The 21,991-nt window shown below is 60.0% G+C and carries 23 protein-coding genes; 4 read left to right on the top strand and 19 right to left on the bottom strand.

What is annotated here, in order from left to right; translation table 11 throughout:
• Positions 1 to 220 precede the first annotated feature (220 nt).
• The 13 genes from FJ960_RS28030 to ccoN all read right to left on the bottom strand — a co-directional run bounded on the left by FJ960_RS28030 (position 221) and on the right by ccoN (position 12,996).
• Positions 221 to 865, bottom strand: coding sequence for a helix-turn-helix domain-containing protein (locus FJ960_RS28030; protein ID WP_140509373.1), 645 nt, complete (start codon positions 863 to 865; stop codon positions 221 to 223).
• A gap of 167 nt (positions 866 to 1,032) precedes the next feature.
• Positions 1,033 to 1,479 carry a pyridoxamine 5'-phosphate oxidase family protein gene (locus FJ960_RS28025; protein ID WP_140718353.1) on the bottom strand — a complete coding sequence of 149 codons (447 nt, stop codon included), beginning with the start codon at positions 1,477 to 1,479 and terminating at the stop codon, positions 1,033 to 1,035.
• Positions 1,480 to 1,688: 209 nt separating this feature from the next.
• Positions 1,689 to 2,129 (bottom strand): DUF2267 domain-containing protein, encoded by a 441-nt coding sequence (locus FJ960_RS28020; RefSeq protein WP_140718351.1) that lies wholly within the window; start codon positions 2,127 to 2,129, stop codon positions 1,689 to 1,691.
• Between the two features lie 431 nt (positions 2,130 to 2,560).
• Complete coding sequence (gene fixJ / locus FJ960_RS28010) at positions 2,561 to 3,175, bottom strand: response regulator FixJ (RefSeq protein WP_140509367.1); 615 nt, start codon at positions 3,173 to 3,175, stop codon at positions 2,561 to 2,563.
• On the bottom strand, positions 3,162 to 4,676 hold the full coding sequence (locus FJ960_RS28005; protein WP_246672988.1) for a PAS domain S-box protein: 1,515 nt from the start codon (positions 4,674 to 4,676) through the stop codon (positions 3,162 to 3,164). Before FJ960_RS28005 ends, fixJ begins: the two co-directional genes overlap by 14 nt.
• Positions 4,677 to 4,975: 299 nt before the next feature.
• Positions 4,976 to 5,131: a cbb3-type cytochrome oxidase assembly protein CcoS gene (gene ccoS / locus FJ960_RS28000; RefSeq protein ID WP_140509366.1), complete on the bottom strand. Its 156-nt coding sequence runs from the start codon at positions 5,129 to 5,131 to the stop codon at positions 4,976 to 4,978.
• Positions 5,128 to 7,398 carry a cation-translocating P-type ATPase gene (locus tag FJ960_RS27995; RefSeq protein WP_140718349.1) on the bottom strand — a complete coding sequence of 757 codons (2,271 nt, stop codon included), beginning with the start codon at positions 7,396 to 7,398 and terminating at the stop codon, positions 5,128 to 5,130. Before FJ960_RS27995 ends, ccoS begins: the two co-directional genes overlap by 4 nt.
• Positions 7,395 to 7,892, bottom strand: coding sequence for a FixH family protein (locus FJ960_RS27990; protein WP_140718347.1), 498 nt, complete (start codon positions 7,890 to 7,892; stop codon positions 7,395 to 7,397). Before FJ960_RS27990 ends, FJ960_RS27995 begins: the two co-directional genes overlap by 4 nt.
• Positions 7,889 to 9,448: a cytochrome c oxidase accessory protein CcoG gene (ccoG, locus tag FJ960_RS27985; protein WP_181174343.1), complete on the bottom strand. Its 1,560-nt coding sequence runs from the start codon at positions 9,446 to 9,448 to the stop codon at positions 7,889 to 7,891. The genes FJ960_RS27990 and ccoG overlap by 4 nt, the downstream gene beginning before the upstream one ends.
• A gap of 167 nt (positions 9,449 to 9,615) precedes the next feature.
• Complete coding sequence (ccoP, locus tag FJ960_RS27980; protein WP_140718345.1) at positions 9,616 to 10,479, bottom strand: cytochrome-c oxidase, cbb3-type subunit III; 864 nt, start codon at positions 10,477 to 10,479, stop codon at positions 9,616 to 9,618.
• A gap of 2 nt (positions 10,480 to 10,481) precedes the next feature.
• On the bottom strand, positions 10,482 to 10,631 hold the full coding sequence (locus tag FJ960_RS27975; RefSeq protein ID WP_015316364.1) for a cbb3-type cytochrome c oxidase subunit 3: 150 nt from the start codon (positions 10,629 to 10,631) through the stop codon (positions 10,482 to 10,484).
• A 10-nt stretch (positions 10,632 to 10,641) separates the two neighbouring features.
• Entirely contained in the window at positions 10,642 to 11,373 is a 732-nt protein-coding gene (gene ccoO / locus FJ960_RS27970) for a cytochrome-c oxidase, cbb3-type subunit II (protein ID WP_140718344.1), read from the bottom strand.
• Between the two features lie 12 nt (positions 11,374 to 11,385).
• Positions 11,386 to 12,996 (bottom strand): cytochrome-c oxidase, cbb3-type subunit I, encoded by a 1,611-nt coding sequence (gene ccoN / locus FJ960_RS27965; protein ID WP_140718343.1) that lies wholly within the window; start codon positions 12,994 to 12,996, stop codon positions 11,386 to 11,388.
• A gap of 151 nt (positions 12,997 to 13,147) precedes the next feature.
• Between ccoN and FJ960_RS27960 the strand changes: the two genes are divergently transcribed.
• Entirely contained in the window at positions 13,148 to 13,669 is a 522-nt protein-coding gene (locus tag FJ960_RS27960; protein WP_140509352.1) for a hemerythrin domain-containing protein, read from the top strand.
• 96 nt (positions 13,670 to 13,765) lie between these two features.
• On the opposite strand, the gene FJ960_RS27955 is transcribed toward FJ960_RS27960, so the two are convergent.
• Entirely contained in the window at positions 13,766 to 14,494 is a 729-nt protein-coding gene (locus tag FJ960_RS27955) for a Crp/Fnr family transcriptional regulator (protein WP_140718365.1), read from the bottom strand.
• Between the two features lie 149 nt (positions 14,495 to 14,643).
• Between FJ960_RS27955 and hemN the strand changes: the two genes are divergently transcribed.
• Positions 14,644 to 15,990: an oxygen-independent coproporphyrinogen III oxidase gene (gene hemN / locus FJ960_RS27950; RefSeq protein ID WP_140718363.1), complete on the top strand. Its 1,347-nt coding sequence runs from the start codon at positions 14,644 to 14,646 to the stop codon at positions 15,988 to 15,990.
• Between the two features lie 162 nt (positions 15,991 to 16,152).
• Here hemN and FJ960_RS27945 read toward each other — a convergent pair whose 3' ends face one another.
• Positions 16,153 to 16,713, bottom strand: a complete 561-nt coding sequence (locus tag FJ960_RS27945; protein ID WP_140718342.1) for a cytochrome b/b6 domain-containing protein — start codon at positions 16,711 to 16,713, stop codon at positions 16,153 to 16,155.
• A gap of 5 nt (positions 16,714 to 16,718) precedes the next feature.
• Positions 16,719 to 16,997 carry a PepSY domain-containing protein gene (locus tag FJ960_RS27940; RefSeq protein WP_140718341.1) on the bottom strand — a complete coding sequence of 93 codons (279 nt, stop codon included), beginning with the start codon at positions 16,995 to 16,997 and terminating at the stop codon, positions 16,719 to 16,721.
• A gap of 174 nt (positions 16,998 to 17,171) precedes the next feature.
• Between FJ960_RS27940 and FJ960_RS27935 the strand changes: the two genes are divergently transcribed.
• Positions 17,172 to 17,831, top strand: coding sequence for a response regulator transcription factor (locus tag FJ960_RS27935; RefSeq protein ID WP_140509347.1), 660 nt, complete (start codon positions 17,172 to 17,174; stop codon positions 17,829 to 17,831).
• The gene (locus FJ960_RS27930) at positions 17,828 to 19,171 is read left to right on the top strand and encodes an ATP-binding protein (RefSeq protein ID WP_140509346.1); all 1,344 of its coding nucleotides are present in this window, start codon (positions 17,828 to 17,830) and stop codon (positions 19,169 to 19,171) included. The genes FJ960_RS27935 and FJ960_RS27930 overlap by 4 nt, the downstream gene beginning before the upstream one ends.
• Positions 19,172 to 19,334: 163 nt before the next feature.
• Here FJ960_RS27930 and FJ960_RS27925 read toward each other — a convergent pair whose 3' ends face one another.
• From FJ960_RS27925 to nirK, 3 genes are all read right to left on the bottom strand, one after another.
• Positions 19,335 to 19,778, bottom strand: a complete 444-nt coding sequence (locus FJ960_RS27925; protein ID WP_140718340.1) for a group III truncated hemoglobin — start codon at positions 19,776 to 19,778, stop codon at positions 19,335 to 19,337.
• A gap of 30 nt (positions 19,779 to 19,808) precedes the next feature.
• Positions 19,809 to 20,555 carry an SUMF1/EgtB/PvdO family nonheme iron enzyme gene (locus tag FJ960_RS27920; protein WP_246672987.1) on the bottom strand — a complete coding sequence of 249 codons (747 nt, stop codon included), beginning with the start codon at positions 20,553 to 20,555 and terminating at the stop codon, positions 19,809 to 19,811.
• Positions 20,556 to 20,753: 198 nt separating this feature from the next.
• Positions 20,754 to 21,857, bottom strand: coding sequence for a copper-containing nitrite reductase (nirK, locus tag FJ960_RS27915; protein ID WP_140718338.1), 1,104 nt, complete (start codon positions 21,855 to 21,857; stop codon positions 20,754 to 20,756).
• Positions 21,858 to 21,991: the final 134 nt, after the last annotated feature.

The following is a 21,991-nucleotide window of genomic DNA, read 5'->3' as shown; positions in this document are numbered from 1 at the left end:
AGGTCGGCGAAGACGCGGTAGCGACGCTCGGCATGGAGCTGGTCGATCGCCTCCTCGAAGAAACGCTGGTAATTCATGGGTTCGTTCCCTCCGACCGCGAAACACCTCTGCTGGTCGACGCCATGTGAAATGCTAATGCTCGCGCCGTTTTGATTTCCGTCAAGGGCAGGGCACTCCACGCTCGGCCGAATCGGCATGCCGGTGATCCGAGCCAATCGGCTCATTCGCTGATATTGCGCAAGGTATCGTATCTGACGATCTCGACGTTGCGCAGACCGAGAAGACGTATCGTGCCCTTGTCCTTCAGCTTGGTGAACACGCGCGACACAGTCTCGATCGTGAGGCCCAGATAGTCGCCGATGTCCATCCTCGACATCGGCAGTTCGACAGGCTGCAATCCACCTTGGCGCTCCGCCATATCGAGGAGGAAGGCCGCGACACGTTCGATGGAGCTCTGACGCCCGAGGACCAGGAGATGCTCCTGCGCCCGTATCAGGCCCTTGAGGGCAAGCGGCAGCAGTTTACGCGAGACATCCGCGCCGGCCGCGAGCCGGACAGCACGGAGACCAGTCATGTTGATCGCTTCGGCAAAGAAGTGATGCGTGGCGTCTGCTTCAAAGCCAAAAGTCTCGCCTGCAAGGTGAAAGGCGCTGATCTGCCTGCGACCGTCGGCGAGGAGGCGGTAGAGACGGACGGCCCCGAACTCGACCTGATAGAGGGCTCCGGCCTTTTCGCCCTGGGCATAGATTTCCGAGCCTGCGGGATAGAAGCTGACCGGTTGCGGCTGTGTGCCATCGAATGCCGCGGGAAAGCTCATTTGATCGGATTGCGAAGGCAATACTCTGGAGGCGGTGTAGGCGTGCATGGCTGTTTTCCCCGGTTTTGTCCGTGACACAGCAATCGCGCCAATTCATGTGTTGCGGAATTCGGTTATGTCCCTACGGAGAACTACCTATCCCCCAATCAGCGGGCAGCTTTCAGCCAAATTGCCCGGATCGAGAAAGCAGCCGTACCAAGCCGGCCAAGCGCCAGCTATTCCACGGCTTCCCGACCCGACACCTGCTGCACAAGGAGCCGGAAGAACACATGCGGTGCGCTGTCTGAGACAAGAGGCATGACTGGCTTGAGCGCGCCGGGCTCCCACCAGTTGGAGTGCTTGCTCAACATCGCCCAGGCATGGTCCCGTTCGAGCTTGTGGCCAATCCGATCCGGCAGCTCTTCAAAACGGCCCTCGACGACCACGCTTTTCCATCTGCGTCCTTCACCCTGTTCACCAACCTGAACGGACACCAGCGGATTGGCTCGCATCCATTCGATCTTCTTGCCCGGCATGGAAAACGCATAGAGATGATTGTCGGCGTGGGCGTAGTAGATCGGCACGAGATAGGGGTGCCCGTCCTTGGCGCAAGCCAAGTGGCCAACGCGATTGGCGGTCAAGAACTTCGTGCATTCCAGTACGGAAAGGATCCGGATCAGCATCGGTGCAATCTCCAATCTGTCGTCATGGTCTCTGGGACGGTCTCTGGCGCCCGTCTTGCAAACGGTCAGGAGGGCGAGACCGGCATTGAGGCTTCGGGCTCCACCCGCGCCAGGAGCGTGGCCCAGCGAGACTGCGCTATTGATTCGCAGCCAAAGCTTCTCCCGTTAGGCGCCCAGCTTCCGGCATCCTGTCTGTCGCGGAGCATCGGTCAGTCCGCTGGCCACAGTTCACGAAGCGACTTCTTCATCGAGCTTCGGACCTGCACGATCTCGCCATGCGATATATGGCGGTCGAGAAGCGTGAACACGGCGTTGATAGCGACGTCGAAATCGATCTCGTCGTCATGGCCGAAACTGGCTCTGACGCTCGTGATAAAATAACGCTTCGTTCTCTCGAACGCCGGCAACGGCGATGGTTTCCAGCCATCGAAGTAAACGCCACGGACCAGGACTGGCAACTGCGCCGATAGATCGGCCATTTCTGCAGGCGACAGCCAGTCGCGCAGTGTACGCAGAACGGATCTCATCAGCCGATAGGCGCTTGGCTCGCTCCAGCCGAGATCCTTGGCCAGTTCGTTGACCCATTGCTGCGCCTGCTGGGCCGCGTGGTTGAAGGTAGCAAACGAGGTATGGGATACGATGTGGTTCATACGATTGTTCCTTGGAAGCCTCCGCCAGTTTTCGCGCCTCGACGAGGTTTGCGCATTGAGTTGGATCAATCTGTAGGAGAAGTCGGCTGCTTGCCAAATGATCACACATCACCTTTTCCGGCGTCCACGCAGCTGCGGATGGCAGCCCGGAATTCTCGAAAAATGATGCAAATCAATGCGCGGCTCGCCGTTTGTGAAGATCGTGCTGCGATGTGGAAGCAAATCCTAAGCGCGCCGTCTGGCTGCGACCTCGAACTGGCCGTCTTTGATGAGGAGGGCGGGCACTCGCTTGTGTTTCCCTGCCGGAAGGCAGACAAAGGCTGGCAGAATGCGGCGACCGGCGCGCTTGTCGACATTCGGCCAACTCATTGGCGCGATTGGCAGGCGGAAAGAACCCCAGCCAGCCATGACAAATCTGTCGGAGGTCCAGCTTAGCTTTTGGATTCCATGATCAACGCCATGCGCACGAGATGTGAAAGGCTGCCGGCCGCCATTTTGCTCATCACGTTGGCACGATGGATCTCGACCGTGCGCGGACTGATGCCCAGGTCGTAGGCTATCGTCTTGTTCGGCAGCCCTGACACGAGCCCGTTGAGGACCTGCCGCTCGCGCTCCGACAAAGTCGACAGGCGACTGCCGATCTCAGCGGATTGAGGGTGCGTGGCGCCCACCTGCTTGCCCCCATCGAGTGCCGAGCGGATCGCGTCGATCAGGATCTGGTCGTCGAATGGCTTTTCGATGAAGTCGGCGGCTCCTTCCTTCATTGCCTGGACGGCGAGGGCAACATCGGCGTGACCTGTCATGACGATTGTCGGAACCGTATGGCCCCGGGCCCTGAGCTGTCGCAGGAACTCGATGCCGTCTATACCAGGCATGCGCACATCAGTGACGATGCATCCTTCGATCTTGCCGGTCATCATGTCGAGAAAGGCCGTTGCCGAATCGTGCAGCCGTACGGCGAAATTCGCCGTGCCAAGAAGGAAACCAAGCGATTTTCGAACGTCCACGTCGTCATCGACCACGTGCACAAGATCATTCCCGGCCATCGGCGACCTCTTCCCTTTCAAGGATGCGCAAGGTGAACCGGAAAGCGGTGCCCTCCGTCGGAACCGCCTCAGCCCATATATGGCCGCCGTGCGATTCGACTATCGTACGGCAAATGGAAAGCCCGACACCCATGCCATGTTTCTTGGTGGTGACGAAGGGCTGGAAAAGCTGGGCGGACACCTCCGGCGCGAGGCCAGGGCCTGTATCAATGACGCTCACCTCGGCCATGCCATCTTCGCGGGCAACGGTCGTGACCTGTAATTCACGGCGCAGCGCGCCTTGCATGGCTTCCACCGCATTGCGCATCAAGTTGAGCAGAACTTGCTGGATCTGGATACGATCGGCCAGGACAAGTTCGGCGGCAAGATCCAGCTTGTAGCTGACGAGCAAATCTATTTCCCTTGCGCCGACCAACGCTAGGGATGAGGCCTCCTCGATCAGAGCCGGCAGGCGCTGGACCTGGCGTTCGCTTTCGCCCCTGGCGACGAAATCCCGAAGGTGACGAATGACTTCTCCTGCTCTCAGCGCCTGTTCCGCCGCCTTCTCGACAGCCTCCCGCAGCATCGGTGCACTCGCTTCGGTGCTGCCTTCGAGAAGCCTGCGACTGCCCTTTAGATAGTTCGTGATCGCGGTCAGCGGCTGGTTGATCTCGTGCGCCAGCGTCGATGCCATTTCGCCAAGCGCGGTAAACCGGGCCATGTGAAGCAGTTCCACCTGCTGCTCCTGAATTCTCGCCTCTGCCCTGTGGCGCTCGGTCAGGTCGCGGCAGAAGCCGGTAAAGAATCGTCCAGTTCCGGGATGCATCTCGCCAACGGAAAGTTCCATCGGAAAAGTCGAGCCGTCCTTGCGCATTCCGGTAACGGTGCGGCCGAGCCCAATGATGCGGCGTTCACCGGTCGTGAGATAGCGTTGCAAGTAGGCGTCGTGCTCCTCGCGGTAGGGGGACGGCATGAGAAGATTGACATTCTGACCGATGACTTCGTTTGCCCGATAGCCGAAGAGCGTTTCGGCAGCGGTGCTGAAGGACTGGATATACGCTTGCTCGTCGATAACGACCATCGCATCCGGCACCGTTGCCAGGATCGACCGCAAGTGATCTTCGCGCAGCTGAAGAGCCGCGTTTGCAAAAGAAAGTTCGCTGACATCGGTGCCCTCGATGAAAATGGCGGTGATGTGGCCATCCTCGGCTCTGATAGGCTGGTAGACGAAATCCAGGATGCGCTCTTCGACCTGTTCGTCGTCCCTGTTGCGCAGAGTGACCTTGACCCCTCGGCCCCTGTAGGGCTCACCGGTTTCGTAGACCTGGTCCAACATTTCATACAAGCCTTGGCCTGCAAGCTCGGGCAGGGCCTCGCGCACCGATTTTCCAATGATCTGCCTGTTACCGATCAGCCGTTGATAGGCACCGTTGGTCAATTCGAAAACGTGACCTGGCTCGCGCAACAAGGTCATGAATCCTGGAGCTTGGTCGAACATCTGCGACAACGCCGATTTCAGCATCGCCCCACCTGTCGACAAATCGCGCGCTTCGCTCACATGAAATCCCTGGATTGGTGCCCCGCGGCAAAGCCTAATTAACATCCCTTGCCGTGCAAGCAAAACCAATCGAGCCAGGGTGTTTGGTGTGACCGCTGAGGATTTGAAAATTGCTCTTCGATTAGCATCAAGACGGGCGGCGCCGAGCGGGCGCAATTCATCACGACGATCGACCGCTCCGCGAAAGGCGCCTGACCTGATGTCATGCATCGGCTGGCTTCGGCAGCGATGCCTGGCCTGGTCACCAGCTTGCTTCCAGCCATTCACGGGTTCGGAGCGTCCTCCTGATCAGTCAGAATACGCTCGGGCGCGCCATCAAGATCGTCATACTGACCACTCCTCAGCGCCCACAGGAAGGCCAGCAGGCCCAACGTGCCGAGAAACAGTGCAACTGGTATAAGATAGACGAGTGTCGTCATGGCATTCGTGCCGATGCTTGAAGACCCGAAATCGGGGCTTGTTGGCCCAGTGCGAAGCCATGCAGGCGTAGCGCATTTGCAATGACAAGCAGTGAAGAAATCGACATCGCCGCCGCCGCGATCAGCGGCGTGACGTGACCGAGGATTGCGACAGGCACCGCAACCGCATTGTAGACGATTGCCAAAGCGAGATTCTGCTTGATGAGCCGTCCGGCTTTTCTGGACACCTCCAGCGCGAGCGGTATCGCCAGGAGGCTGTCGCGCAGGAACACAAAGTCCGCGGCGTTGCGGCCGATGTCGGCCGCCGTGGCTGGCGCGATCGAGACATGCGCCGCACTCAATGCGGGCGTATCGTTCAACCCATCGCCAACCATCAGAACCTTGTGCCCTGACTTGGCGAGGGTTTCGATGTGTTCGACCTTGCCGGACGGCAGGAGGCACGAAACGAAGTCGTCGATATCGAGTGTCCGAGCGACTTCAGCACAGGTTCCCGCGGTATCGCCCGACAGCATTTCGATCGACACGCCAGCGCCTTTCAATTGCGCCACGGCAGCCTTGGCGTCGGCGCGTAGCGCATCCTCGAATTCGAAGGTAGCGACAATGGTTCCGTCCTTCGTCAGAACCGTTCCACCATAGCCATGCTTGCCTTCACCTCCGGTTCTGGTTTTCCATCCGGCCCATCCGCGCCGACCCAACCGCCAAGTGCTTCCTTCGGAGATGGCTTCGATTCCGAATCCCGGATGCTCGGTCATGGCATCGAATTTCGACTGCCTGCCGAGAATGGCAGAGCCCTCGATGGCCTTTGAGTAAGGATGGCGAGAGTTTGAGGCGATGTTGGCGGCAATAGCCAACATGTGGGGATCGATTGAGGGCGCGTTGACTAGCCGGGGCTGTCCCTGCGTGAGCGTTCCGGTCTTATCGAACGCCGCTGTGTCAATCGTTGCCAGACGCTCCATTGCCGAGCCATCCTTGACCATGATGCCGCTCTCGAACAGGCGTCGAGCAGCCACCACCTGCACAATTGGCACCGCAAGGCCAAGCGCACAGGGACAAGTGATGATCAGGACCGCGATCGCGATGGTCATCGCCCTGTGCCAGTCGCCTGTGGCGGCCATCCATCCGAGGAATGTCGCAAAGGCGGTGAGGTGGACAACCGGGGCATAGAGTGCCGAGACGCGATCGGCGATCCGGCGATACCTCGCCCGCCCGCCTTCGGCGGCCTCCATCAGCCGAACCATTTCCGCCAGGAAGGAGTCTTTCGCGGCGGCCATGGCCTCGATCGTCAGCGGGCCAGTGAGATTGAGTATGCCGGCCTGGACGATTTCTCCGGGCGATGCCTGTCGCGGCTTGCTCTCGCCGGAGACCAGGGAGCAATCGAGATCCGATGCTCCTTTGAGGATCTTGCCGTCAACCGGAATCCTGTCGCCCGCAGGCACAAGGATCTGCATTCCGGGCTCAATTTCCTCAACGGGCAGGTAATGGCGAGAGCGATCGGCGCGTACGACCATTGCGCCACGCGCGGCAAGCCGCGACAGCCCGTTCACAGCGGTTCGCGCGCGTTCGCGCATGACATGGTCGAGCGTTCTGCCGATCAACAGGAAGAACAGCAACGACACCGAAGCGTCAAAATAGGCGTGAACGCCATGGTTGATTGTTTCGTAGAGGCTCATTGAGTAAGCGAGCGAGACGCCTACGGCAATCGGCACGTCCATGTTCATGCGACCATGGCGCAATGCATTCAATGCCGAGCGGAAGAATATGCCGCCGGCGAACGCCAGCGCCGGGATGGCGATCAGCGCCGATACCCAATGGAACAAGTCACGCGTTGCACCTTGCGCCCCGGACCAAACCGAGACGGAGAGGAGCATGATGTTGCCGGCGGCAAAGCCGGAAACAGCAACGGCGCGGATCAATTCAGACAGCGTTTCGTCCCGTGCTTCGGCCTGAGGATCGAAGAGGTGGGCCTGATAGCCCAGGTCGGCGAGGACGCTTGCCAGTGGTGGCACCGCACCGTCACGCCAGCGGACGGAGACCCTTTTTGTGGAAAGGTTCACGCGCGCGCTTTCGACCCGATCGAGTGTGCCGAGCGCTGACTCGATGGTTTGGATGCAGGCACCGCAGTGGACCGTTGGCACCGACAGATCGGTTTGATTGATTCCGTCGCCAAGCGCCCGGCTTGCCAGGCGGATCTCCTGGCTTGACGGCAAATTCGCCGTCGGACCACCGAGATCCAGTACGGATTCAGCTCCGGGTGCGCAGCAGCTCATTGGATTTCACCGTGAGCGATGATCAGCCGTCGAACCTCGCGATACGGCTCGGAGAGCCCTGCGTCGGCGTCCACCTCCACAATCCAGACCCCGTCTTTTGGCTGATGGCGCGCTGCAAATTCCTGTGCGTTCCCGGAAGTCAGAATGACTAATTCGTCTTCCTTCTCATAGGCAGGATGGCGAAACATCACCATGACACTGTGCAACGCAATCGGTTTGCCGGCGGCGTCAGCCAGGCTGTAACGGACGTCTCCGTCCGAGATGACAAACAGGCTTTTCCAACCGAGTGCCGCCTGGGCGCGGCCTTGCTCGGCTTTCTTGTTGAATTGCTGACTGGCGACATAGGTGTTCTCGACCACGAGGCCTGTCCAGCTTGTGTTTGCCAGTGTGGCCATCAAGACGTTGACCCCGATGACGACACCGAAGAAAGCCAGGATGACGGCAAGCATATGCCTGCCGGTGAATTCGCGGGGCCGTTGTGTCGCGGTGCTCATTTGCTGATCTCCGGCGCGTTGAAGGTGGCGACGTACTGGTTAGACTCGAATGACGCTTTGTCCTCGGCGACGAACTTGAAGCTCTGCGTTTCGCCCTGAATCCGAGCAGCTGGCATGCGCACAAAAATCTTCAGCATTTTCAGTCGGTCGGGTTCGACAGGAATCGCAAAGGTGCGCCCCGGCGGAAGGTCGCTGCCGACCAGGCTCATTTCGGCGCCGTCGAGCCCCTGTAGCGTGACGACGATTGTCCGCGGCTCTGGAATCATGTTGAGCAGTTTGACTGTGTAGCCATTGCGGATGGCGCCATCGGACAACGTGACGAATTGCGGATTGCGGTCATGAAGGACATTCACTTCGAGCCGGTCCCGCGTCAGCAGCGAGTAGACCAATCCAACTCCAAGCATCGACCACAGGCCCATATAGGCGAAGGTGCGTGGCCGAAAGATTTTCCTCAGATGGAAATGCACAACCTTTTCGGAGAACCGCCCGTCACCGGCCCTGATCAGTGAAGGTGTGATGGGCGACGCCCCCTGCGCCGTGGCCAGGGCCATGTTGGAGTTGTAGTCCGTAAGGGTGGCGTAGGAGATCAGCCCGCGCTCCCTGCCGAGCTTATCCATGACGCCGTCGCACGCGTCGATGCACAGCGCGCAGGTAATGCATTCGAGTTGCTGACCGTCGCGGATATCGATGCCCATCGGGCAGACGGCGACGCAGGCGTTGCAATCAACACAGTCCCCGGTTGGAAGGCCGGCTGCCTGGGCTTTCTTGGCATGCCGCGAACGCGGCTCGCCCCGCCAGTCATTGTAGGTGACCGTCAGCGAACTCTCGTCGAGCATGGCTGCCTGGATCCGCGGCCAAGGGCACATGTACGTGCACACCTGTTCGCGCATCAGCCCGCCGAAAGTGTAGGTAGTCGCTGTCAGGATGCCGATCGTGCCATAGGCGACGGCTGCCGCGGTCCCGGTGAAGACCTCCCGCAGGAGTGTTGGGGCATCGGCGAAGTAGAATATCCATGCTCCACCTGTCGCCACCGCTATGACCAGCCAGATTAGGTGTTTGGCCGTACGAAGTGCGAGCTTGCGAGCTGTCCACGAGCCAGCGTCAAGTTTCATGCGCGCATTGCGATCTCCCTCGATCGCGCGTTCTACGACAAGAAACAGATCGACCCATACCGTCTGCGGGCAAGCGTAGCCGCACCAGGCGCGGCCGACTGTTGACGTGAGCAGGAAGAGGCCGACCCCGGCCATCACGAGCAGCCCGGCGACGTAGTAGAATTCCTGCGGCCAGATCTCGATGAAGAAGAAGTAGAAGCGGCGGTTCGCGAGGTCCACCAGAACCGCCTGGTCTGGCGCGTAAGCGCCGCGATCCCACCGCAGCCATGGTGTCAGGTAATAGATGCCGAGGGTAACGGCCATCACCAGCCATTTGAACTGGCGAAAGCGACCAGCAGCGCGCTTGGGAAAGATCTTCTTGCGTGCGGCGTAAAGCGGCTGCCGTGTCTTGGCGGAATTGACCGGCTCTGCCTCAAGCCGTTCTATCTGTGTTTGGTCCAGCACCGGTATCTCCAGACGCGTAGCTTATGATCTGGATAGGTTTGACGCATGGTGGCCCGGACTTCGTTGACGCAAGTCAATCCGCCAGCGATCAACAAAACAGTCGAGGCCCGGCACGGCCGGGCCTCGTCGCTTTGGCGGCGAAGGGCAGGGAATAGACCCCCCGTTTCCTATTCCCCACCGCCAAGCGAATGGATGTAAACGGCGAGTTCCTTGACCTTGGTTTCACCCAGGCGCGCTCCCCAGGCAGGCATCACACCCTGCCTGGGCGCGCGGACCTGTGCCGCGATCGCGCTCTCGCCGGAGCCATAGAGCCAGATCGCGTCTGTCAGGTCAGGCGCACCCACTTCGCGGTTACCTTTGGCATTGTCACCGTGGCATGCGGCACAGCTCTCCGCGAACACCTTGGCGCCCGGAGCGATCAAGGCGGAGTTTTCGACGCTGCCGGACAAGCTGGCGACGAAAGTGCTGACCTGCGCGATCTGTTCCGCTGTAAGGACTTCGGCGAAGGCCGGCATCTCCGAAACCCTCGTGTCGGCGTCCGGGACAAAGCGGATGCCGTGTGTGATGGTCTGCTGGATCTGGTCCGGTTTGCCGCCCCAAAGCCAATCGTCGTCATTGAGGTTGGGAAAGCCCTTCGATCCCGCGGCGCCGGACCCGTGGCATTGGGTGCAATTGACCTTGAATGCGGCTCCGCCCGCGGCGACCGCAAACTCGCGCAAAGTGTCATTCGCCAGAATTTCAGATACGGATTTCGATTGCACTGCCGCCACATATTTGTCTTTGGCAGCGTCGGCGGCGGCAAGCTCGTTCTTGACCTCATTTCGGCTGGAATAGCCAAGCACGCCCTTCGTGGCGGACGTCAGCATCGGCCACGCCGGGTAGAAGATGGTGTACCCGAGCGCCCAGACGATGGTGATGTAGAAGCAGATCACCCACCACCGCGGGAGGGGGTTGTTGAGCTCCCTGATGCCATCCCATTCATGGCCGGTCGTGGAGATGCCCGACACCTCGTCGATATGCTCGTCGCTCATGGTCAGTCGTCCTTCAGAGGGATTCTGGCTGCTTCGTCAGCCTGGCTCTTGCCACCTGGCCGCAGCGCGAAGACGATCGCCCCGACAAAGAACAGGGCCATGAAAAGGAGAACCCAACTGTCGGCGAATTGCCGCATCGCGTTGTAATCCATTGCTTTTTCCTCAACGGTATCCTGCGGATTCGTCGTAGTTCTTGAAATCGACCAACGTGCCGAGCATCTGCAGGTAAGCGACCAGCGCGTCCATCTCGGTGACCTGGGCTGGGTTGCCGTCGAAATCGCCGACCTTGGCTTTGGGATAGCGCTTGTCGAGCGCCGTCGTGTCGGCGGCGGGATCCGCCTGGGCTTTCAGGTCGGCATCGGCATTGGCAATCATGTCGGGCGTGTAGGGAACACCGACACGGGCATTGGCCACGAGATGGGTCGAAAAATTCTTCAGGTCGAGCGGCGTGTCCTTCAGGAAGCCATAGCTTGGCATGACCGATTCAGGCACCACCGACTGTGGGTTCGTCAGGTGCTGGGTGTGCCATTCGTTTGAATAGCGGTCGCCGACGCGCGCCAGATCTGGGCCTGTGCGCTTGGACCCCCACTGAAAGGGATGATCGTACATCGACTCCGCCGCCAGGCTATAGTGCCCATACCGCTCGACCTCGTCGCGGAACGGCCTGATCATCTGGCTGTGGCAGAGGTAGCAGCCTTCACGCACGTAGATGTTGCGCCCGACGAGCTCAAGCGGCGAATAGGGCCGCATGCCTTCGACCTTCTCGATCGTGTTGTCGAGATAGAAAAGCGGTGCGATCTCGACGATGCCGCCTATTGTGACGACCAGCAGCGAGCCGACCAGAAGAAGTGTCGCGTTCTTCTCGATGACCGAGTGTTTGTCCATCAAGCTCATGGGAATGGCTCCTTACTGCGCGGGCTGAAGGGTCGGGATTGAGCCCGGCATGGGAGCCTCCTGGCGTTGGTGACCGAGGATCGTCATGGTGATGTTCCAGGCCATGATCAGCGTGCCTGAGAGATACATCGCTCCGCCGATGGCACGCATCACGTAGTAGGGATGCATGGCGGCCACGGACTCGGCGAAGGAATAGACCAGGAAGCCCTGCTCGTCGTATTCGCGCCACATCAGGCCCTGCATGATGCCGGAGACCCACATCACGGCCGCGTAGGCCACGATGCCAAGTGTCGCCAGCCAGAAATGCCAGGTGACGAGGCGCAGCGAATAGAGACGTTCGCGGTTCCACAGCTTCGGAACCATGTAGTAGAGTGCGCCGAACGAGATCAGGCCGACCCAGCCGAGCGCGCCCGAGTGAACGTGGCCGATCGTCCAGTCGGTGTAGTGGGACAGTGAATTCACCGACTTGATGGACATCATCGGGCCTTCGAAGGTCGACATGCCGTAGAATGCGATCGCCGCGACCATCATGCGGATGATGGGATCCGTGCGGATCTTGTCCCAGGCGCCCGACAGCGTCATCAGGCCGTTGATCATGCCTCCCCAGGACGGCATCCAGAGCATGATCGAGAACACCATGCCGAGGGTCTGCGCCCAGTCGGGCAGGGCAGTGTAATGCAGGTGATGCGGACCAGCCCAGATGTAGAGGAAGATCAGCGCCCAGAAGTGGATGATCGACAGCCGGTAGGAGTAGACCGGCCTGTTAGCCTGCTTGGGCACGAAGTAATACATCATGCCCAGAAAGCCGGCCGTCAGGAAGAACCCGACCGCGTTGTGGCCGTACCACCATTGCGTCAGGGCATCCTGGACGCCTGAGAATGCCGAGTAGCTTTTTGAACCCAGGAACGAGGCGGGCATCGACAGGTTGTTGACGACATGCAGCATCGCGATGGTCACGATGAAGGACAGGTAGAACCAGTTGGCGACGTAGATATGCGGTTCCTTGCGCTTCAGGATGGTGCCGAGGAACAGGATGAGATAGGCGACCCAGACTATGGTCAGCCAGATGTCAACGTACCATTCGGGTTCGGCATATTCCCGGGATTCGGTGATGCCGAGCAGGTAGCCGGTAGCGGCCATGACGATGAAGAGCTGATAGCCCCAGAACACAAACCAGGCCAGATTGCCGCCGAACAGCCGCGCGCGGCAGGTGCGTTGGACGACATATAGTGATGTGCACAGAAGCGCGTTGCCGCCAAAGGCGAAGACGACGCCTGACGTGTGCACCGGGCGCAGGCGGCCGAAGTTGAACCATGGCTGGATGTTGAGCTGCGGATAGGCCAGTTGTAGCGCAATGATCACGCCGACAAGCATGCCGACGACACCCCAGAACACGGTGGCGATGGCGCCATAGCGGATGGGCCCATCCAAATAGGCCGATGGATCGATCGGGGTAACGGGTGCGAAGTTCGAGTTGCGGAGCAAAATGGCGGTGAAGCCGAGTAGTACGAAAAACAGCACCCACATATGTTGCCGGAAGGGCTCGTCCGTGCCGAAGCCTGCCGCCGCCAGAGCGGCGAATGCGAACAAGCCCAAGGCGAAGATTTCTCTGCCGAATTTCATGACGTGTCCCCGAGCGCGGATCTGATGTGCGGATGTGAACCCTCTGCCGCATCAATTCCGCGACTAGCCGCCCGGCGCCTTGATCCATGTCAAAGTCCACACTTCGCCACTCGGACAATCTTGCGCATTGGTTTCATGCGCGGAGGTTCCGATGGCCCGTGGCAAATCGTCAGTTGTCGTCAGGTGCGACAAACCGGAAGCCTGTCCGGTCGTTGAAGCATGCGTTCAAGGTGGGCGCGTACCGTGTCTGGACGTTCCTCGCTGGCATGATCAAAAAATGCGCCTATGCGACGAGCTGGAGGCTATTGCCGACGGATTGCCTTCCCGGGTGGATCGGCTGAAATGCCTTCTGGTCGCAAATGAGCTCGTGCCTTTGCTGCGTAGAAGCCACGCTTATGAGGAAGAACATATCTTCCCGGCGTTTGCGCATGACAGCATCAATGAAGGCGCTCGAGGTGCCTCCATACGCCGCCTCAAAGCCGAGCATGTCGAGGACGAGTGTTCGGCCCAGGATCTGACGGACACTCTGCTTGAGATCGGGCATGGAGCCGTCATCGCCAACCCCGAAGCGCTCGGCTTCATGCTGCGCGGCTTCTTTGACAGCATGCGCCGGCACGTGGCCTTTGAAAGGGAGCATGTGCTTCCGCTGATTCCCGCAAGCGAGGTCGGCTAAAGCGCGTCGCGTCGAAACGGATTCATGCGACGCGCTTTTTCTCTGTTTCTATGCATTTCGTTGTCTCAGAACCGGGCCACTTTTGAGCGACTTGCATCAGGCGCCGGAACGTTGTTCCAGGCGGTTCATGTTCTCCACGAAAACGTGACGGTTGTTCTCGATACGGATCACTTCGTCAGCGCGCAGCCTGGTCAGCTGACGGCTGACCGTCTCTATCGTCAGGCCGAGAAAGTCGGCGATATCGGACCGCGTCAACGGTAGGTCGAATGTCGCCGATCCGGTGTCTTGGGCATTGGTCGGATCAATGTTCGTTGCAATCATGAGCAGGAAGCTTGCCACTTTCTCCGAAGCCGTCTTGCGCCCGAGCGTCACCATCCAGTCACGGGCCTGGTCGAGTTCCTTGAGTGTCTGTTTGAGCAGGCGGTGTTCCAGCTCAGGCGACACTTTCATCATTCGCTCGATTGCCGTCTTTGGAAAAGAACACAGGGAAACATCCGTCGCGGCCTCGGCGTTGATCGAACTTTCGAGCTTGAATGGACGCCCCAGAAAATCGGGCGCGAACTGAAGGCCGACGATCTGCTGGCGCCCGTCCGAAAGAGTCTTGGTCAGCTTCACCACGCCCGAAAGCACGTTCGAAAAGCTGTCGATCGCCTCGGCGTCGCCAACCAGTTCGGTTCCGGGCTGAACGCTGTGCTTGGAAGAGTTTCTCGCCAGGTCGGCCAACTGATCCGGATCGAGCGCACCACAGACGCCGCGATGCCGTGCTTCGCAAGATTGGCAGAGCACCGGAATGTCGGAGTTGTGAACGTCACGTCGCACGGCCATCGCATCACCTGTCATCGGATGCCGCCAGACAGCATCGCTTTTTCGACCATGGTTGCGTCAGTTTTTTCCCGGCACCTTGATCAAAATCAAAGCTCCGGCAGCCAGATGAGACCTAACTGGAGGCCATGCAAAAGCCAGAGACCTGCGAGTTGAGGCCGGACCTGACCGCCAGCTTGGGCGAGAACGTGCCGCGTTACACCAGCTACCCGACCGCGCCGCATTTCCATGCGGGGATCGACGACATGGTCGTTCGCGGCTGGCTGCAGACAATCGGCGCCGGCGACGAAATATCGCTCTATTTGCACATCCCTTATTGCGACAAGCTATGCTGGTTCTGTGCCTGCCATACCAAGCAGACGCGCCACTACGCGCCGGTGGCGAGTTTCCTTCGCTCCCTGCACAGCGAAATCGAGACGGTCGCGGAGCTCCTCAGCGGCAAAGGCAGGGTGCGCGCGGTCCATTTCGGCGGCGGCTCACCGACCATGCTGACACCCGAGGACCTTGTGGCTCTTGGAAGACGCCTGCGAGCCGAGTTCGAGTTTCTTGCCGATGCGACCGTCAGTGTCGAGATAGAGCCCAATGACATGGACGAGGCACGCCTGGATGCGCTGGCGCAAATTGGCATGACGAGGGCGAGCCTCGGTGTGCAGGATTTCGATCCCAGGGTGCAGAAGGCGATCAATCGCGAGCAGAGTTTTCTACAGACCAAGCAGGTGGTGGACGGCGTGCGCTCGCGCGGCACGAAATCCGTCAACCTCGATCTGCTCTATGGTCTGCCACATCAGACGCTTCAAAGCATCGCCACGACAGTTGAACAGGCGTTGACACTGGCGCCCGACAGAGTGGCGCTTTTCGGCTACGCGCATGTGCCGTGGTTCAAAAGGCATCAGACGATGATCGATGAGGTCTGGTTGCCGGATCCGGCCCAACGCCTCGGACAATCACAACTTGCCGCGGAGATGATTGAAACGGCCGGCTACCAAGCCGTCGGGCTCGATCATTTCGCCAAGCCCGGCGATTCGCTGGCAATAGCGGCAGCGACGGGCAAATTGCGCCGCAATTTCCAAGGCTATACCGAGGATCAATGTGAAACCTTGATCGGGTTCGGACCTTCCTCGATCAGCCGATACAAGCAGGGTTACGCACAGAACATCGTGGCCACTGGCGAGTATGAGAAGGTAGTCGATGGCCGGCGATTGGCGACGGCACACGGCGTGCGACTCAGCCTCGATGACCAGGCGAGGGCCTGGATAATCGAGCGACTGATGTGCGATTTTTCCTTCCCGGCCATCGAACTTGTCGAGTGCTTCGGCGATGTTGGGCAGGGATTGCTTCTTCAGGCCAGTCGGCTTGGCAATGCCGGCTCGAGGCTGCTTGAACTCAAGGGCGATCATTTTGTCGTGCCGATAGAGTGCCGTCCTCTCGTCAGGACCATTGCGGCCAAATTTGACAAGTATCTCCAAGCCGGAACGGCCAGGCACTCCGTCGCGGTCTGAGCGTTCGGCGTGCCCACCCATTCCGAAGATCGAATTCGGGCAACTCGCTCGGCTTTTCACGGATTATTTCGACGGGATCCATCGGATGGAAGATCGGCGGGCTCCTGAATTCAGGAGGCTCACGCCATGACGCTGTTAGGGCGACGCGATCCGCCGGTTTGTTCAAGTCGCGTCGCCTGGTTCGGGCGCCCGCTTCTTACCCGTAACCATCGAGCGAACGAGGTTCTCGTGATGACGCAGGCTGGCAAGAAGCACCCCGGCAAGGTGCAGTCCAACCATAAGGAGGACCGTGTTGCCAAGCAACTGATGGAGTGTCTGCAACCAGCCGACGCCCCAAAAAGCGTCAGTGGTCTGCAGCCAGCCGGTCAGGGCTATGCCGCAGATCGTGACAAGCAGCGCCAGCACCATGGCGGCGCCCGCCGGGTTATGTCCGAGATATCGTTTTTCGCGATGCGCCGCGATGTCGCCGAGATAGGACGTCACGGCGCTTGGGCTACGCACGAATTGGGCAAATCGGGTGTACCTGGAGCCGACGATGCCGGCCAGAAGCCGCGAGGCGACCAGCGCGATCGCACTGTAGCCGGCGAGTTCATGAACTTTCACGATCAGCCCCGACGACAGCCACGCCACCGTCACGCTCAACACCAGCGCCCAGTGAAACAGGCGAACATAAGGACTCCAGACCTTGACCATGTTCCGGCGGGAGGAAACGGTGGCGTTCATGTCGATCAGCCTTCGTCGCCGTCGGCGTCGCTGCCGACCGGAGCCAACGTCTTGGGATCGAACATGGTCTCGACCCGCTTGCCTTTGCCGTCGACCGCATAGGCTTCGTAACAGCCGCTTTCCGACTTGATGTTGCGCACCGTCCAGCCCTGGGCCTCGAGTTTGCTCTGCAGTGCCTCTGCCGGCTGCCACTGGTCGGCAGGTACATCGCACTTGTTGCCGGCAAAGGCGGTTGCGGTTCCGGCTGCGCTGAGCAGCAGGGTGGCGAAAATCATCGTCTTCATCTTCAAGTCTCCATCGGCCAATTCCGATGCGGCCAACATCACGGTGCAAGCTGACAGCAACCTGAATGCGAAGCGCAATTCGAGATCCGGGCCTCGGGGGCGTTCAGGTTAGTGTAAGGTTTTCGGTGCAACGAGCACCGCGTCCGATACGGACAGGACAGGGATGGAGAAGAGGTGCGGGTTCTTTTAATCGAAGACGATCGGATTCTTGGCGAAGCGGTTCGCGACCACGTCGCCGCCGCCAGCCATGCGGTCGATTGGTCGAAGACGCTTGACGAGGCCCGCACCTGCCTAGCTGTCATTTCATATCAGCTCATCTTGCTCGATCTCCAACTCCCTGATGGGAGGGGGCAGGATTTCTTGAAGGCCCTGCGACGCGATGGAACCGATACGCCAGTGATCATCCTCACGGCGCGGGACCAACTCTCGGATCGCATCGAGGGTCTGAACAGCGGCGCCGACGATTACCTCGTCAAGCCATTCGATCTCGAAGAGCTGTCGGCACGGCTGCAAGCGGTGGCTCGCCGTTATACCGGCAAACCCAATCCAATTGTCCGCTTTGGCAAGGTCGAGATCGACTTGGCACGACGCGACATCACCGTCGACGGCAACTCCACCTCGCTTACCGGCCGCGAGTGGGCGGTGCTGGAACAGTTTCTGCAGCGACCGGGCGCCATTGTGAGCAAGGCTCAGATCGAAGACGCGCTCTATGCGTTCGGCGCGGAGATCGAAAGCAATGCGGTGGAGGTGTACATAAGTCGTTTGCGCCGCAAGATTGGCAGCGACACCATCCGCACCGTGCGCGGCGTCGGCTACCGTGGGATGGCCCAATGAACGGTCGTACAAGTCTGGTGCGCCGGCTGGTCGTCGCTATCAGCGCGGTGATGGTGGTTTACGGCCTTGTGGCGGCCATCGCCGGCGGCATCACCCTGCATCGCGAAATCAACGAAGCCATGGACGTCGCCATGAGAGAGGCAGCCAGAAGACTGCTGCCGGTAGTGGTAGACGATCTCATCGGGAAGGATGCCCAGGCTGCGCCGCGGGTTTTTGCGGAAGCCGACAATGACGAGGACGGCGACCGGCTGGTCGTCCAGGTTCGCGACAAGCAGGGCTTGGTGCTGCTGCATTCAAATCACGCGCCATCATCGCCGCTTTCGCTGATCCCAGTTCCCGGTTTCACCGAGAACAAGGGATGGCGTATCTATACCGAAGCGGCGGTGAGCGGGACGATTTTCATCCAGATTGCCGAGCTTGAAAGCCGTCGAGACGAGGAGACACTGGAAGCCGCATTCGGCTTCCTGCTGCCCCTGGTCCTGCTCACGCCACTGGCGGCGATCGTCTGTTGGCTGATCCTGGAGCGTTCCCTGCGTCCCGTTCTGACGTTGCGCAGCGAGATCGCTAACCGCCACGGCGACAATCTGGCATCGATCCGCACCGAAGACCTTCCACTGGAACTGGCCGCCATCGCCAAGTCCGTGAACAGCCTGATGCGGCGGCTTGGAATGGCTCTGTCGGCAGAAAGGGAATTCACAGCCAATGCGGCGCACGAATTACGCACACCTATAGCCGGTGCCCTGGCGCAAGCAGAGCGCCTGCTCGCCGAAGCACCTGACCTCAACGTCGGCAACCGCGCCCGTCAGATCAGGGCGTCACTCGCCAATCTTGCCCGGCTTTCGGAAAAGCTGATGCAACTGGCAAGGGCAGATGCCGGCGTTGCGGCGGCATCACAGCCGGTCGACCTTGGCTCGGTCGCTGCCCTTGTCGTCGAAGAGTTCGGTCGGAGCGCTGGGGGTCAGGGCGAGATCGACCTTGTCAGACCCAGCGAGGATGCACCAATGGTCGAAATCGACCAGGATGCGCTCGCGATCGTCATCCGCAATCTGGTCGAAAACGCGGTACGACATGGCGCATCGGGCAAGCCGGTAAAGATCTCCATCGGCAAGGATGCCAGCTTGCGCGTCATCAATGAATGCCCAGTAATTCCGGCGGCGGAACTCGGCGGCTTGACGCAGCGTTTCGCGCGACGTGCTTCTCCGGCAGACGGATCGGGCCTGGGTCTCGCCATCGTCAGCAACATCGTCCAGCAGGTCGGCGGAACACTGATCTTGAGGTCGCCGGCCTCAGGCATGAAGGATGGATTTGAGGCTTCGATTCAACTGGTCAAATCCGGTTAGGGCGGTTCATAGTCTCGCGCAATGGCCAACCTGCTCTAAGTCTTTGTTTATACGCCATTCCAGACGGAAAACCGCTGCGACTTGAATTGCCGTAGGCGCGTTGACCATACGGCAGTTGCAGCCTTGGTGGACGTGATGACGCATCCGGCAGAGAAAGTGGCCCTCAACCCGCAGCAGTCTGTCGTGGCGGATCGATGCGAAAGAACATCGCCAGCTTGAGGCTTGTCGCTATCCGTTCGGCCCGATCGATAAACACCGCTGCTGTTTCCGGCGCAAAGAGCTCGGCGGCGGTTTTGCCAAACATGTCCAGCCAGATATCGAAATCCGCTTCGGTGACATCCTTGAGTTTCACATGAGCGGGCACCGGCCGTCCGTGATAGTCGCCGGTCTTGAGAATGACGGAACACCAAAAGTCGGTCATTTTCTCGAGATGCGGTTCCCAGTCGCCGGTGATCGCGCGCGCGAAGATCGGTCCAAGGCGCTCGTTCTTCCGGAGCCTGGCATAGAATTCGCGAACGAGTCTCCCGATCAACGCCCGATTGACGTCAGGATCGTCCAGAGGCTGCTCTGCAAGCGGACGCACGGTCAAGGCTGATTTCATTGTCATTCCACAAATACTTTGTTGTCTTCGCCAAAATCAGGAAAGCCCGAGACGCCGAAGGCCTGCCTGGACAGGGGTGAGCCGTTCGCGGACAAGCCGGAAACCCAGATTGTCGGGCGGCGTTCCGACGGCGCAGCCGCCGCTCTTCCCGTCCCGGATGAAGTTCGACATATAGGTGCGGTGGAATCCTTCAACGACATGCACCCCGCAATTTTCCACCGAACCTGCAGTCCTTGTGCCGTCGCTGGTCACCGACGCGTGGACATAGCAGGTCGATGTCCATTCCCAGACATTGCCGGCGACGTCAGCCACCCCTTTTGCGTTCACACCGAAGGCCCCCTGAAATCTCGGGGCAGGATCGGATTTGCGCTCGAGCGAAGCCTCGTTGCGATATTGGGCGAGCCACCGCAGAGCCGGGTTGGCGGGGTCGCTGATGCCGGCCTCTACGTCGCTCCGGAATTTTTCGCCGGCGGCAAAGGCCCACTCCGCATCGGTCGGTAGCCGCCACGCTTCGCCCCTCTGGGTTGATAGCCAGTTCGCATAGGCTTGCGCGTCTATGTGGCTCACGCCGGTCACGGGAAAGTTGCCGCCGCCAAGGGTTTCGGCGGGCTGGCAGACATCGGCCGCCACGCAGCGACCGTATTCCGATGCACTCACTTGATATTTCATGATTTCCAGCGGTTCCCCCAACCTGACCAACATGACAGGCGCCGCCACCGGACGTCCGTCCTGCAGGAATTCACCTGGTTGGGGATGACTGAACGACGCCGGGGCAAGGCGCACCAGTTCCGGGCTCGCGACAAGTCGGCCGCCAGGCGGCGAAAGCCAATCAGCCGCCGTGGTCGCTCCTATGGCAACCAGCGCGGCAAAAGCGAACGCTGCGAGGGCTATGATTGGGTTGACTGGCATCGGCTTTCGCCCGACATGGGCGGTCTTGCGGAATTGCCGCAAGGCCGCCTTGGCTTCAGGATCAGATCCTCGCTACGACGCGATGGAGCGTGGTGCCTCGATCTGCGTCATCAGGTCGTCGTCCCAATGTCCGTCGACCGTGAAGTGCGCGGTCGCTCCCAGTTCCACGGCCTCGATTAGATTGTGGTTCACATAGGCGTAGATGCCGGGCTGCCGGAAGGTGTACAGCGACGAACCCGCCGAGCCACCGCGAATAAACCAGGTTTCAAGATCCTTGGCTGGCGGATTGTCGAATTTGCCCTGCTCCCAGACAAGGTCGCCATGGCCGCCGATCAGGTGGGGGCGGGTGTCGCGGTTCGCCTGGGAATGGACGATCAGGACGGTCTCGCCAACCTTGGCCTTCATGGCATGCTCGCCCGTCAGCGATCCCCGCCTGCCGTTGAAGACGACATGTGTCGGGATCAGGCCGCGCATGACCTTGACGGTGTCGTCGTAGTTGTCGCCGGCGGTTTCAAACTTCTTGAACTTTCCCTGCTCGTCGCGAGGAATGTAGAAGTCGTTCTCGCCGATATAGTAGATGTGATCGTAGCGGACGGGCTTGCCTTTGTCGTCCCTGAGGCCGTCGCGCGGCAGCACCATTACCGCACCGCTCATGCCCGACACGACGTGCCATGGGATCATCGCGCCGCCGGGGGCGCAGTGGTAGACGAACGTTCCGGCGCGGGTTGCCTTGAAGCGCAGTGTGACCTGCTCACCCGGATTGATCAGTGTCAGGCCGCCGCCGCCAAGTGCGCCGGTGGCCGCGTGGAAGTCGATGTTGTGGGCGAGTGTGTTGGTGTCGGGATTTATGAGTGTGAGTTCGAGATAGTCGCCTTGATGCACGACCATCAGCGGGCCGGGAATGGAGCCATTGTAGGTCATCGCATTGAGTTGCGTGCCGTCCGCGTCGATGACGATCGGCTTCTCTTCGATAGTCATGGTGAATTCGACGACTTTCGGACCGACTTTCGCGACCTGATCGTGAGCGTGAACGAAAGGAGGCGCGACCAATGCAACCTTTTCACGCGGCAATCCGGCCACCTCCTTTGCGCTTGCCGTAGCGGGCATGGCTGTAATCGTTGCGACGGCGGCGGCGGTAAAAACCGAACCCAGCAGTGCTTCACGTCTCGTAAGCATATCCATCTCCTTTGCCTGCGCCAATTTATGGCCAGATATTAGGCTTCCCGCCGCGAACGTCTTTGCGCTAGCGCAAATCCAGTTCGATTCATCTACCTGGTGGAGGAAACAGGAGGTAGTTGTCATAAAACCCG

Origin of the sequence: Mesorhizobium sp. B2-3-11 (assembly GCF_006442215.1) — a bacterium.
Lineage (GTDB): Bacteria > Pseudomonadota > Alphaproteobacteria > Rhizobiales > Rhizobiaceae > Mesorhizobium > Mesorhizobium salmacidum.
This window is presented reverse-complemented; position numbering and strand designations above follow the sequence as displayed.

Excerpts from the sequence above, each read along its gene's own strand:
- FJ960_RS28030 (WP_140509373.1), bottom strand. The coding sequence starts at position 865 with ATGCACGCCTACACCGCCTCCAGAGTATTGCCTTCGCAATCCGATCAA.
- FJ960_RS28025 (WP_140718353.1), bottom strand. The coding sequence starts at position 1,479 with ATGCTGATCCGGATCCTTTCCGTACTGGAATGCACGAAGTTCTTGACC.
- FJ960_RS28020 (WP_140718351.1), bottom strand. The coding sequence starts at position 2,129 with ATGAACCACATCGTATCCCATACCTCGTTTGCTACCTTCAACCACGCG.
- fixJ (WP_140509367.1), bottom strand. The coding sequence starts at position 3,175 with ATGGCCGGGAATGATCTTGTGCACGTGGTCGATGACGACGTGGACGTT.
- FJ960_RS28005 (WP_246672988.1), bottom strand. The coding sequence starts at position 4,676 with ATGCTGAAATCGGCGTTGTCGCAGATGTTCGACCAAGCTCCAGGATTC.
- ccoS (WP_140509366.1), bottom strand. The coding sequence starts at position 5,131 with ATGACGACACTCGTCTATCTTATACCAGTTGCACTGTTTCTCGGCACG.
- FJ960_RS27995 (WP_140718349.1), bottom strand. The coding sequence starts at position 7,398 with ATGAGCTGCTGCGCACCCGGAGCTGAATCCGTACTGGATCTCGGTGGT.
- FJ960_RS27990 (WP_140718347.1), bottom strand. The coding sequence starts at position 7,892 with ATGAGCACCGCGACACAACGGCCCCGCGAATTCACCGGCAGGCATATG.
- ccoP (WP_140718345.1), bottom strand. The coding sequence starts at position 10,479 with ATGAGCGACGAGCATATCGACGAGGTGTCGGGCATCTCCACGACCGGC.
- FJ960_RS27975 (WP_015316364.1), bottom strand. The coding sequence starts at position 10,631 with ATGGATTACAACGCGATGCGGCAATTCGCCGACAGTTGGGTTCTCCTT.
- ccoO (WP_140718344.1), bottom strand. The coding sequence starts at position 11,373 with ATGAGCTTGATGGACAAACACTCGGTCATCGAGAAGAACGCGACACTT.
- ccoN (WP_140718343.1), bottom strand. The coding sequence starts at position 12,996 with ATGAAATTCGGCAGAGAAATCTTCGCCTTGGGCTTGTTCGCATTCGCC.
- FJ960_RS27960 (WP_140509352.1), top strand. The coding sequence starts at position 13,148 with ATGGCCCGTGGCAAATCGTCAGTTGTCGTCAGGTGCGACAAACCGGAA.
- FJ960_RS27955 (WP_140718365.1), bottom strand. The coding sequence starts at position 14,494 with ATGGCCGTGCGACGTGACGTTCACAACTCCGACATTCCGGTGCTCTGC.
- FJ960_RS27945 (WP_140718342.1), bottom strand. The coding sequence starts at position 16,713 with ATGAACGCCACCGTTTCCTCCCGCCGGAACATGGTCAAGGTCTGGAGT.
- FJ960_RS27940 (WP_140718341.1), bottom strand. The coding sequence starts at position 16,997 with ATGAAGACGATGATTTTCGCCACCCTGCTGCTCAGCGCAGCCGGAACC.
- FJ960_RS27930 (WP_140509346.1), top strand. The coding sequence starts at position 17,828 with ATGAACGGTCGTACAAGTCTGGTGCGCCGGCTGGTCGTCGCTATCAGC.
- FJ960_RS27925 (WP_140718340.1), bottom strand. The coding sequence starts at position 19,778 with ATGACAATGAAATCAGCCTTGACCGTGCGTCCGCTTGCAGAGCAGCCT.
- nirK (WP_140718338.1), bottom strand. The coding sequence starts at position 21,857 with ATGCTTACGAGACGTGAAGCACTGCTGGGTTCGGTTTTTACCGCCGCC.